Annotated in this window: 4 protein-coding genes; 1 reads left to right on the top strand and 3 read right to left on the bottom strand. The window is 58.5% G+C overall.

Translation table 11 applies throughout. The annotated features are described in order from the left end of the window. Positions 1-126: 126 nt before the first annotated feature. Complete coding sequence (locus KGA88_RS14515; RefSeq protein ID WP_223592000.1) at positions 127-2511, bottom strand: efflux RND transporter permease subunit; 2385 nt, start codon at positions 2509-2511, stop codon at positions 127-129. Positions 2512-2539: 28 nt separating this feature from the next. Then, positions 2540-3592 carry a WD40/YVTN/BNR-like repeat-containing protein gene (locus KGA88_RS14510; RefSeq protein ID WP_223591998.1) on the bottom strand — a complete coding sequence of 351 codons (1053 nt, stop codon included), beginning with the start codon at positions 3590-3592 and terminating at the stop codon, positions 2540-2542. A gap of 376 nt (positions 3593-3968) precedes the next feature. Here KGA88_RS14510 and KGA88_RS14505 point away from each other — a divergent pair, with 376 nt between their 5' ends. Continuing rightward, on the top strand, positions 3969-6005 hold the full coding sequence (locus KGA88_RS14505) for a hypothetical protein (protein WP_223591996.1): 2037 nt from the start codon (positions 3969-3971) through the stop codon (positions 6003-6005). Between the two features lie 41 nt (positions 6006-6046). Here KGA88_RS14505 and pepN read toward each other — a convergent pair whose 3' ends face one another. After that, positions 6047-8704 (bottom strand): aminopeptidase N, encoded by a 2658-nt coding sequence (pepN, locus tag KGA88_RS14500; RefSeq protein ID WP_223591994.1) that lies wholly within the window; start codon positions 8702-8704, stop codon positions 6047-6049. Between the last annotated feature and the right edge of the window lie 7 nt (positions 8705-8711).

Here is an 8711-nt window from a genome sequence, read left to right as displayed (position 1 = left end):
GTGTGTCAGCCACATTGATGTTGACTGGCACACCATCGCCAGCAAGCCGGCTCCTACAAGGGGGGGTTATCTTCAGATGCAAAAAAGCCGCAACCCAAGGTTGCGGCTTTTTCATTTCAGCATGGATCAGTGGGCAAACAACGAGTTGCCTTTCTGCCCCGCCAGTTTTTCAGGCTTGATCAGGAACCGTGCCAGTGCCGGCAACAGCCACAGCGCACCGAACATGTTCCACAACAGCATGAAGGTCAGCATCAGACCCATGTCGGCCTGGAACTTGATGGCCGAGAAGATCCAGGTGCACACGCCGATGGCCAGGCACAGACCGGTGAACAGCACCGCCTTACCGGTGGACTTCAGCGTCTGGTAGTACGCCTCTTGCAGCGGCAGGCCAGCACGCAGGAAGCTTTCCAGACGGCTGTAGATGTAGATGCCGTAGTCCACGCCAATCCCCACCCCGAGCGCCACGACCGGCAGGGTCGCGACTTTCACACCGATGCCCATGAAGGCCATCAGGGCGTTGCCGAGCACCGAGGTCAGCACCAGTGGCAACACGATGCACAAGGTCGCCGCCCACGAACGGAAGGTGATCATGCACATGACCGCCACACAGATGTACACCAGGATCAGGATGGTCAGCTCGGACTTCTTGATCACTTCGTTGGTGGCCGCCTCGATCCCGGCGTTACCGGCAGCGAGGATGAACTCCAGGCCTTCCTTGTTGTTTTCCTTGGCGAACTCCTGCACTGCATGCACTGCGCGATCCAGGGTCTCGGCCTTGTGATCGTTGAGGAACACCAGCACCGGCGCCAGGGAACAGCTGTTGTTGTACAGGCCGTCAGCACGGGCGATGGAGTTGTTCAGCACATCAGGGTTACGCGACAGGGTTTCCCATTTCAGGTTGCCCTCGTTCATGCCCTTGATCATTTGCTTGGACACGGTCACCAGGGAAATCGCCGACTGCACGCCCTCGGTGTTCTGCATCTTCCACATCAACTCGTCGATCGGCGCCATGGCTTCGTAGCGCGAACAGCCTTCGGCCTTGGTCTTGACCATCACCACCAGCACATCGGAACTGGTCGAGTAGTTGTTGATGATGAAGTTGTTGTCCTTGTTGTAACGCGAGTCCGGACGCAGCTCCGGGGCACCCTGGTCGAGGTCGCCAATCTTCAGGTTCTGGCTGTACCACAGGCCGCCGCCAAAGGCGATCAGCGCCAGCAGAATGGAAACCGGGGCAACCTTGGCGCTGGCAAAATTTGCCAGCAGGCGCCAGAACGGATGTTCGCGCACCGCATCTTTCTTGCTGCGCTCGACCGCACGCTTGCTGATGCCGACATAGGAAATCGCCACCGGCAGCAGGATCAGGTTGGTGAACACGATCACCGCTACGCCGATGGACGCGCCGATGGCCAGTTCACGGATCACACCGATATCGATGATCAGCAGCGTGATGAAACCCACGGCATCGGCGAGGATCGCGATCATCCCCGGCAGGAACAGTTGACGGAAAGTGCGACGCGCTGCCGTCAGGGCGTTGTCCGCTTCGCTCGATTGCAGGGCGATCCCGTTGATCTTCTGCACGCCGTGGGAAATACCGATGGCGAAGATCAGGAACGGCACCAGCATCGAATAGGGATCGAGCCCGAAGCCGAAGAAGTGCATCAACCCCAGCTGCCAGACCACTGCCACCAACGTCGTGCTCAACACGGCGACGGTACTGCGCAGGCAGTTGGTGAACCATAGCAAGAGGATCAGGGTGATGACGAAGGCGATACCGAAGAACATCACCACCATCACCAGGCCGTCGATCAGGTCACCGACTTTCTTGGCGAATCCGACGATGTGGATCTTCACGTTCGGGTTCTGTGCTTCGAACTTGGTGCGGATCTTGTCTTCAAGCTCGTGGGAGAACTTGCGATAGTCCAGCGCCAGCAACTTGCCCTGGTCCTGCGGATCCGGGTAGGACTCCAGCAACGGAATGTCGACGATGCTCGACTTGAAGTCGTTGGACACCAGGCGCCCGACCTGACCGGACTTGAGCACGTTGTTGCGCAACAAATCGAGGCTGGCCTGGGAGCCGTTGTAGCTCTGCGGAATCACCTCACCGCCGGCGAAGCCCTCTTCCGTCACTTCGGTCCAGCGAACGCTCGGGCTCCACAGCGACTTGAGGCCGGAACGGTCGACACCGGAGATGTAGAAGACTTCGTCGTTGATCTGGCGCAGGGTCTCCATGTACTCCTTGGAGAAGATGTCGCCGTCGGTGGCTTCCACCGATATCCGCACGGTGTTGCCCAGGTTCGCCAGATCGTTGCGGTGCTCCATCATCTTCTGGATGAAGGGATGCTCCAGCGGGATCATTTTTTCGAAACTGGTGGACGGACGAATCAGCGTCGCCTGCCAGAACAGGAAAATACTGACCAGCAGGCAGATCGTGATCACTGCCGGGCGGTTGTTGAAGATCAGGCGCTCGAGGAACGTCGCCTTGTCCTGGTGATGAGTACTCAAGGAAGTCATAGCTCCGCCTTCTTATTATTAACCCGGCTCATTTGCCCGACTCGGTGCCGTTGGGCGAAGTGATGCGAACACCACCCTGCCCGGCCAGGACCAGATTGCCATTGCCTGCCGCGGCCACTGCCGAGACCGAAATACGGTCCGGACGGTTGACCACCTTGAAGGTTTCGCCATTGTCGCTGCTGCGGATCACCGAGCCGCCGTTGCCGACGATCACGATGGAACCGTCGTCGAGCAGCGTGCCGCCGGACAGCCCGAACTCCAGGTCGCCACGTTCAGCCTTGAGCTCGACTTGCTCCCAGGTGCTGCCGAAGTCGGTAGATCGATAGAGGTTGCCACGCAGGCCATAGGCCAACAGCGTATTGGCCTGCGCCGTGCCGATCACACCAAACAGCGAGCCTTCGTACGGACCTTCGAGTTTTTCCCAGGTCTGGCCCCAGTCGGCGGAACGGAACATGCTGCCCTGCTCGCCAACGATGAACAGCCCGGCGTCCTTGACCGCGGCAATCGCGTTCAGGTGGTACTGGTCTTCGTTGTCCAGGCGGTCGCTGGCGTCTTCCCAATGCTTGCCACCGTCGGTGGTTTCCATCAGCGAGCCGTAAGCACCCACGGCAAAGCCGCTGTCAACGTCCTTGAACCAGACATCGAGCAGTGGCGATTCGCGTTTCAGGTCTTCGAACTGTTTGGTCCAGGTGGTGCCACCGTCCTCGCTGGCGAGGATCTGTGCGTCATGACCGACCGCCCAGCCGTGCTTGTCGTCGACGAAAAACACCGACGTCAGCAGGGCCCGGGTCGGGACCTTGGCCTGGGTCCAGGTAGCGCCCTGGTCATCGGAATACAGGATGTGCCCTCGATCCCCGACCGCCACCAGGCGCTTGCCGGCGTGGACGACATCGAGCATCAGGCTTTTGGCAGCCTTGGCAGATTCAATGGAATAAACAACGTCGGATGCTGGCGCCGCCGCGGCCAGCGCAGGCGCCGACAGCATGGCAGAGCCCAACAGCGAGAGCGCTGTGGCCAGCAACGCGAATTTGCGTAATGCCGGCGGGCGGCAGATACCCACACCCATGACAGGCTCACTCATAGACCTTCCCCCATTATTATTGTTAGGTCGTTCAACCTTTCTGGGCGCCGCAAGGGTGCGTGTCTGGACCGGCTGTTTCAGAGCATAGTCCTGAAACCCGCAATCCAGAGCCCCTTCGGAAGCTGGCCTATCCTATCGGTGTTTTTTAATGTCTGACAATCGACGCCACGTTATGTTTTGTTAACCGAGGGGTGGATGCGTCCCGGGTGAATGGTTGGGTATTACAGAGGGTGATCGAGTTGTCCATGGACGGCCCATGCTCATGTTTGGCTTGTTCATGCAGCCAGGCGAATTGTAACCATGAGCGTTTTTTGTCAGAGCCCGACTTGCCGCCCTCCTATGGTGGTGCGCATCGATTACCCATGGACCACAAGAAATGATTCGATCCGCAAGCGGCGCAAGCTCCGTATCCACCACCCATCCCGCAAACGATAGCCCTCCAAAAAGCCACACACCCATTGCAAAAGCGTTGAAATCCGCTCGCCAGGGACAAGCGAATTTAGAGTCGCCCGAGCAATCGGCGAAACTGAAGCCGCAGGGGGGTGTCCGCAAGATGACAGTTGCCGCGATGAGGGAGCAAAAGCAGCAGCGCATCGCAGAGCTAAATCGTAATTACAAGAAGTTCGAGGCGGTGCAACTGATACAAACGCAAAAAAAGGTTGATAGCACGTACGCAGACATGCAGAACAAAAATAAGGACCCGTCATGCTCCGAAGAAGTACGGGCTAAGTGCAGGCAACGTTACTTCGCCGCACTGGCCACTCAAAACACAAGTCTTCTTACGCTGCTGCCCGAGACCATGGAATTGATTACCTTGGAGGGTGATTCTGGTGCTATTCGACGACAGTGCAACCTGCTGGTGACTCTCGTCAACAATGCTCGCGCGCAAATCGGCATAAGGAGCAAGGATGCCAACGCCGTTATAAGCAAGTGCCCCCCTTCCAGAACTAATGCGGAGCAGATCAGCATAGCCCTGCAAACCGAAGGGACTGTCGTACTCGATGATGTTTTGAAATTCATGGGCGAGAGTTCCAAAATCTACGAGACTATGATCAAACTCCATACTGATGTGGGGAGCTGGCTTGACCAACTTAAAAAGATGGCGCACCAGGGGGCCAATGACTTAAAAAAATTAACCAGCGACAGGCCCGATAATGCAGTGGCCGTGCTGGATTCCACGTTCAGGCAACTGGCCACTTTGCCACTCCTCAGTGCAAAGGAACCTTTCAGCGACACGTCGGAGGCACTGGGCAGCGCTATTAACTCTCTGCTGTTGGTGTCCGAGTCCCATATTGAGCTTCAAGCCTCAAAGCACTTTGAAAGCGGCGATCGTATCGCCGTGCTGGATAGCCTGGTCAAACACTACGGCAAAGCATTGCTCCAGTTCACCAGTATTGGCATCTTCCGCGCCGATGAATTGCACAAAGTTCCGTTCAACCGCCTGTGTGAAATCGTCGAGCAATTGCACGATGATGCCGAGCGCCGTCTGACTGATGAGCTGCAGAACCTAGCGGACTCTGAAAAGTCCTCCGCGAAATCGACAGTGGACCAACCTCCAACCAACCGCGCCTCTTCATCGCCCTCCCGCAAGCGAATCATCCACACTGACAAAGGCGCACTGATCGGTGACGTTCGGCCGCGAGTTGCCAATCAGGGCGGTGACATTGTCGACATCAAAAGCCCTGTAGACGACCGATCACTGGCCTCCTTTCACGAACACGAACGCAATGCCTGGGTAGAAATCGTTGAAACCAGAACACCCGCACCGAAAGCGCGAGTCACTCCCTACCTGCAACTCAAGGGCGACGCTCGAAAGGCATTGGCAAAAATCGCTGAACTGATGCAGAAATTCGAGGGCCACGCCAAAAGGACGAGCGAGCCAAAGGGAGTCGAAGAGTGCTTGCAGAACACGGCACAGGATCTGATCAACTATGCGGACCGCCTGGAAAACCATGCAAACGCACCGTCAAACTCGCAGACGGATGCCGACCTCGTCAAAGCCCTACACGTCGAGGCGCAAACAATCAGCGACAAGGCAACGCAGCTACGCATCCAAATATCCCTGGCCCAAGCCCCTACCAGCGAAGCCGTGGAGTATTTGTTGAGTAGCAAGGAAATTCAGCCGCAAAAATCCGGCGAACGCAAACAACTGAAAACCGGACGCCAAGACTTTTTGCAGGAATACGTCCTGTTGAACCGTAACAATCAGCCGGTGTGGTATGCACACTTTCATTACAAGGCATTAAATGATGCCAAGGCCGATTACACCGCCGCCAGCCTGAAAACCAAGGAGCAGCGCTTCGAAACCAATGCCACGGCACTGGCCAAGGCACAAAACCCTAACATGAAAGTCGACATCTATCGCGGCCACATCGACAAGGAACTGGCCACGAAGTTTTTCCTGCTGCCATAACCTGTTCGCCGCGCAGTGAGTGACACTGCGCGGCATCAGGATCAGGCCAGGCTTTTGCTGACCACTTCAAACACATCGCTAGACAGCTGCCCCGAAGCCCGAATCCGTTCCAACTCCCCCTTCATCAACGCCTGGCGGGCATCGTCATACTTGCGCCAGCGAGTCAGCGGCGCCAACTGGCGAGAGGCAATCTGCGGGTTGAAGCCGTTCAGCTCGATCACCAGATCAGCCAGGAAGCGATAACCGGAACCGTCAGCGGCGTGGAAGTTGATCAGGTTCTGCCCGGCGAACGCACCGACCAGTGCCCGCACCTTGTTCGGGTTCTTGATGTTGAACGCAGGGTGCTGCATCAACGCCTTGGTCCGTGCCAGGCCACCGGGCAACACGCTGCCGGCCTGGACGCTGAACCACTGATCCATGACCAGCGGGTTGTCCTTGAAGTGCTCGGCGAAGCTGGCCAGTGCCTTGGCCTTCTCGGCTTCGAACGGCGAATTGACCAACACGGCGAGCGCGGTCAGGCGCTCGGTCATGTTGTCGCACGCGTCGAACTGCTCCAGGGTTGCCGCCAGAACTTGCGGCTTGCCGCTGAGCATCAGGTACGACAGCGCGATGTTCTGCAAGGCACGACGGGCAAAGTGTTCGGCTTCGGCCACGTACGGCGTTTGCTTCGACAGCTCGCGATTGGCCTGATACCGCAGCCACAGGCCTTCGAACAACGCGTCAGCCAGTTGCTTGCGGGCAAACTCGCGGGCGGTGTGAATGGCGTCGACATCCGCCACTTCGCTGATCTCGGTCAGGTACGCCTCGCTTGGCAGCGAGAGCATTTCGGCGACCATGGCCTGGTCCAGCGACTCGTCCGACAGCACCGTGCGCAAGGCAGAAACCAGACGTTGATCGAGCACCAGTGCTTCGCCTTTCTGCTGCTGGCCGATCAACTCTTGCAGCACCTGCACCGACAGTTGCTGGCCGGCATCCCAGCGGTTGAAGCCGTCGCTGTCGTGCTGCATCAGGAACATCAACTGGTCGCGGTTGTACGGAAAGCTCAATTTCACCGGTGCCGAGAAGCCACGCAACAACGACGGCAGCGGCTGTTCGGCGATGTCGACGAAGGTGAAGGTCTGCTCGGCTTCGGTCACGGAAATGACCCGCGAGGTGCCTTGCGCCGAGGCTTCACCGGACAGACGCAGGGCAATCGCCGCCCCTTTGGAATCCAGCAGGCCCAATTCGACCGGGATCACGAACGGCAGTTTTTGCACCTTGTCCGGGGTTTCCGGGCAGCTCTGGCGGAAGGTCAGGCTGTAGGTATTCGCCGCTGAGTCGTACGACTCGCTCACCGCCAGGCGCGGTGTACCCGCCTGGCTGTACCAGCGTTTGAACTGGGTCAGGTCAACGCCATTGGCGTCTTCCATGGCCTTGATGAAGTCATCGCAGGTCACGGCCTGGCCGTCGTGGCGTGCGAAGTACAGGTCGCTGCCTTTGCGGAAGCCTTCGGCGCCAAGCAAGGTGTGGATCATGCCGACCACTTCCGAGCCCTTTTCGTACACCGTCAGGGTGTAGAAGTTGGAAATCTCGATGAAGCTGTCCGGGCGCACGGCGTGGGCCATGGGACCTGCGTCTTCGGCGAACTGGTGGGTACGCAGGTACGCCACGTCCTGGATGCGCTTGACCGTGGCCGAGTTCATGTCCGAAGAGAAGCCGGCATCGCGGAACACGGTGAAGCCTTCCTTGAGCGACAACTGGAACCAGTCGCGGCAGGTCACGCGGTTGCCCGACCAGTTGTGGAAGTACTCGTGGGCGACGATCGCCTCGACCCGCTGGTGCGCGGCGTCAGTGGCGGTTTCCGCCTTGGCCAGCACGGCGCTGGAGTTGAAGATGTTGAGGCCCTTGTTTTCCATGGCGCCCATGTTGAAGTCATTCACGGCGACGATCATGAAGATGTCCAGGTCGTACTCGCGACCGTAGACCTCTTCGTCCCAGCGCATGGACTTCTTCAGGCTGTTCATGGCGTGCTGGCACTTGTCGATGTTTTCCGGCTCGACGTAAATGCGCAACGCCACGTTGCGCTCGCTCATGGTGGTGAAGCTGTCTTCGACGGCCCACAGGTCACCGGCCACCAGCGCAAACAGGTACGCCGGTTTCTTGAACGGGTCTTCCCAGGTCGCCCAATGCCGGCCGTCTTCACCGGGACCGGAGGCAATCGGGTTGCCGTTGGACAGCAGCACCGGATAGCTGTGCTGCTCGGCGACGACCGTGGTGGTGAACGTGCTCATCACGTCCGGGCGGTCGAGGTAATAAGTGATCTTGCGGAAGCCTTCGGCTTCGCACTGGGTGCAGAACATCGTGCCGGACTTGTACAGGCCTTCCAGCGCGGTGTTGGTTTCCGGGTGGATCCTGACGCTGGTATCGACCGTGAAGGTGGTGCTGGTCGGGTGCAGGGTCAGGTGATTTTCGGTCAGTTGGTATTGCGCATCAGAAAGCGCCTGGTCGGCCAGGGTCACCGACAGCAGTTCCAGCTGCTGGCCGTCCAGCACCAGCGGCGGCAGGCCCGGGCCGCGCTCGGGGTTGCGGCGCATCACCAGTTGCGCATGGACCAGGCTGTGGTCCTCGTACAACTCGAAGGTCAGGTGTGTTTCGTCGATCAGGTACTCGGGCGCCTGATAGTCCTTGAGGTAAATCATCTTCGGTTGTTCGGTGCGCATGCTGGAG

This window comes from Pseudomonas sp. A-R-19 (assembly GCF_019956575.1).
Lineage (GTDB): Bacteria > Pseudomonadota > Gammaproteobacteria > Pseudomonadales > Pseudomonadaceae > Aquipseudomonas.
Note: the sequence above shows the minus strand (reverse complement) of the source record. Positions and strands in the feature narration are given on the sequence as shown.

Bases quoted from the DNA above. Each gene is read 5' to 3' on its own strand.
- KGA88_RS14515 (WP_223592000.1), bottom strand. From the start codon at position 2,511: ATGACTTCCTTGAGTACTCATCACCAGGACAAGGCGACGTTCCTCGAG.
- KGA88_RS14510 (WP_223591998.1), bottom strand. From the start codon at position 3,592: ATGAGTGAGCCTGTCATGGGTGTGGGTATCTGCCGCCCGCCGGCATTA.
- KGA88_RS14505 (WP_223591996.1), top strand. From the start codon at position 3,969: ATGATTCGATCCGCAAGCGGCGCAAGCTCCGTATCCACCACCCATCCC.
- pepN (WP_223591994.1), bottom strand. From the start codon at position 8,704: ATGCGCACCGAACAACCGAAGATGATTTACCTCAAGGACTATCAGGCG.